Origin of the sequence: Streptomyces sp. AK02-01A (genome assembly GCF_033795305.1) — a bacterium.
Lineage (GTDB): Bacteria > Actinomycetota > Actinomycetes > Streptomycetales > Streptomycetaceae > Streptomyces.
The window spans coordinates 1-2,137 of the sequence record NZ_JARBAE010000112.1; the positions used below are offsets into that span (position 1 = coordinate 1).

Consider the following 2,137-nt stretch of genomic DNA (forward strand, 5'->3'; position numbering starts at 1 on the left):
CGGCACCCGCGTCCAGATCACAGCGGTCGAACACTGGACGGCCCCCGACGAAACGGTCCACAACCTCACCGTCAGTGACCTCCACACGTACTATGTGCTGGCAGGGGCCACACCGGTCCTGGTTCACAACTGCGATACCGTCGATCTCTATCGTGTATCGCCCAGAGACCGAGGCACGAGCGAACTCCGCAACGGAGTCCTTCCCGAGAATCATCCGCTTGATTTGGACGAGGGGCTCGATGGGTCTGCATACTTTGGAAACAGGCAGCGAGTCGAAGACTATGCGTCTCAACATCGTGACACGCACGGTCAGGGATTCCGGGTGACTGTTCCGTCCCGATGGTTGAGGGAGAACGACATCGAGCCGATGGAAGATTTTCTCAACGAAGGAGCGGTTGAATATGCCATCCCGAGGCACTTGTTCGACAAGTTCAATTCATTCCCGCGCGCTCCATGGAATCCTGGAGAGCAATGATGGACATTTCGAGTGTGCGAGACTATTCGCTCGTTGAATGTCGAATCGCGAGTCACCAGCACTACGGCCTGACGGTTCATACCATTGCGGGCAACATCCCTGGCTACGTGGATGAGTCCGCCATATCGGACGAGGATTTCACCCCGCGAGTCTGCTGGCCGTCTAAAGGTGAGCGGCTGACCTGTGTGGTCCTTGGGAAAGCCGGCGGTGGCAGGCTTCGCCTGAGTTCCCGTCCCCGTGACATTGAACTGGCAAATTCTGTCGTTGATGTGGTGATCGCGCTGGCCGCGTGGCGACTGGCGCGAGACGATGAAGAAGGTGTGGGACTGGCGGAGTTTTGGCGGTTGCCTGACGTCGTAGCTGTCTTGCGGTGGGCGCTGCGCCGCCCCGCGCACTCGAGAGATCGTGCGCGCGCGGTGGAAATTGTCGCCTTGGCGCCGACGGCAATAAAGGATTCACTGCGGGAGGTGCGTCATATCTCCTCCAGTCCAAGAGGCAAAGAACCCGACGCGGATCACCCGAGCCCTGGCTGAGTCGCCCACATGGGCCGTTCTGCGGCTTGACGGCAGTAGATGACGGCAACGGCGGCGGACACCATTGGGTGTCCGCCGCCGTTGCCGTGCGTGTGTCAAGGATGGTCAAGGACGTAGCCGAGGAGGTCGATGGCGTCGCGTTGGAGGCGGAGTCTGACGTGGGCGTAGATGGTGGCGGTGACGCCGATGTGGGCGTGGCCGAGGAGTTCTTTGATCACGACGAGTTCGACGCCCTGTTCCAGAAGGAGGGTGGCCGTCGAGTGGCGGAGGTCGTGGAAGCGGATGCGGCGCGGAGGCCGGCCTTGCGGAGGAGCGTGTTGAAGGTGCGGGTGAGGTTGGTTGGGTCGATCGGTCCACCCTGCGTAGTGGTAAACACGTGCTCGCCCCGCTGCCACGCGGTGCCCGCGGCCTCACGCTCGGTCTTCTGCTGTTCGTGGTGGAGCTTCAGTGACTGGAGGCAGCGGGTGGGGAGGGCGATGCGGCGCTCGGAGGCGCGCGTCTTGGTGGGCAGTGTGGTGAGCTCGCCTGCGGTGGTGCGCTGCAAGGTTCGGCGGATGGCGGCGGTGCCCACGTCGAGGTCGAGGTCTTCCCAGTGCAGGCCGAGGAGTTCGGCCTTGCGGAGTCCGGTGTGGAGGGCGAGTTCGAACAGGGCGTGCAGCCGGTGTGCGCGCGTGGCAGCGAGGAGTTGGCGGGCTTCGTCGGCGGTGAGGGGTTCGAAGCGTCGGGGCCGTGGGGTGCTGGTGCGGACGTTGCGGGCGACGTTGCGCGGGATCTCCTCTTCGCGGACGGCGTGCTCCAGGGCGGACTTGAGTACGGAGTGGATGTAGGTGAGCGTCAGCGGGGAGAGCAGTTTGTGGCAGCACTGGCCGGCGGCGCAGCAGCGGGGCTGGTCGCGGCGGGCGTCGATGCCGCGTGCGCAGCATTGGCAGGTGGTGCGGAGCTGGTTGAGCCAGGTGCGGACGTCCTTGGCGGTGAGCTTGGCGAGCTTCTTCCGTCCGAGGCCAGGGATGAGGTAGAGCCGGGCGACGGCGGTGTAGCGGGTGTGGGTGTTCTCGCGGAGCTGGTGGACGGCGACGTTCTCCAGCCAGTACGTCAGGTACGCGGCCGGGCTGCCCTGCGCGGAGGGGAC

At 64.3% G+C, this 2,137-nt stretch carries 2 protein-coding genes and 1 pseudogene; 2 read left to right on the forward strand and 1 reads right to left on the reverse strand.

Annotation, left to right across the window (positions count from 1 at the left end):
• Window positions 1-475, forward strand: a 475-nt coding sequence (locus PV679_RS35930) for a hypothetical protein (RefSeq protein WP_319685483.1), incomplete at its 5' end; no start/stop codon positions are given.
• Window positions 454-1,008 (forward strand): hypothetical protein, encoded by a 555-nt coding sequence (locus PV679_RS35935; RefSeq protein ID WP_319685484.1) that lies wholly within the window; start codon window positions 454-456, stop codon window positions 1,006-1,008. The genes PV679_RS35930 and PV679_RS35935, both read left to right, overlap by 22 nt.
• Before the next feature lie 95 nt (window positions 1,009-1,103).
• Here PV679_RS35935 and PV679_RS35940 read toward each other — a convergent pair.
• A pseudogene (locus PV679_RS35940) lies at window positions 1,104-2,137 on the reverse strand (tyrosine-type recombinase/integrase); the annotation flags it as partial.

Excerpts from the sequence above, each read along its gene's own strand:
- PV679_RS35935 (WP_319685484.1), top strand. The coding sequence starts at position 454 with ATGGAATCCTGGAGAGCAATGATGGACATTTCGAGTGTGCGAGACTAT.